This is a genomic window from Pseudoalteromonas sp. SR44-5, assembly GCF_014163675.1.
GTDB classification, from domain to species: Bacteria; Pseudomonadota; Gammaproteobacteria; order Enterobacterales; family Alteromonadaceae; genus Pseudoalteromonas; species Pseudoalteromonas rhizosphaerae.
The window spans coordinates 1-249 of the sequence record NZ_JACJDT010000242.1 but is presented as its reverse complement, the minus strand read 5'-3'; the positions used below and the strand labels follow the sequence as shown (position 1 = coordinate 249).

General features: G+C 39.4%; 1 protein-coding gene. It reads right to left on the bottom strand.

Annotated elements, in window-relative coordinates:
- Positions 1-154: 154 nt before the first annotated feature.
- On the bottom strand, positions 155-249 hold a 95-nt coding region (locus H5154_RS24300), incomplete at its 5' end, for an IS3 family transposase (protein ID WP_404936147.1).

Genomic DNA, 249 nt, shown 5'->3' with positions numbered 1-249 from the left:
CTGACGCACAAACTCCGAGCCACATTTAAAACGCAGTGGCAAGTCACTCGCCTACAAGTGATTTAACACCGAGATAAACTTTAACACCCGTAGGCGTTAAGCTTGCTGACGCACAAACTCCGAGCTGTAATGGTCAACAAATTCTGTAGAGATTCTAAGCGGCATTTTTTAATTCATTATATTTCTGATGTGGCGTCATATAATTAAGCGTAGAATGCCTACGTTTGTAATTGTAAAACTGAATATAAT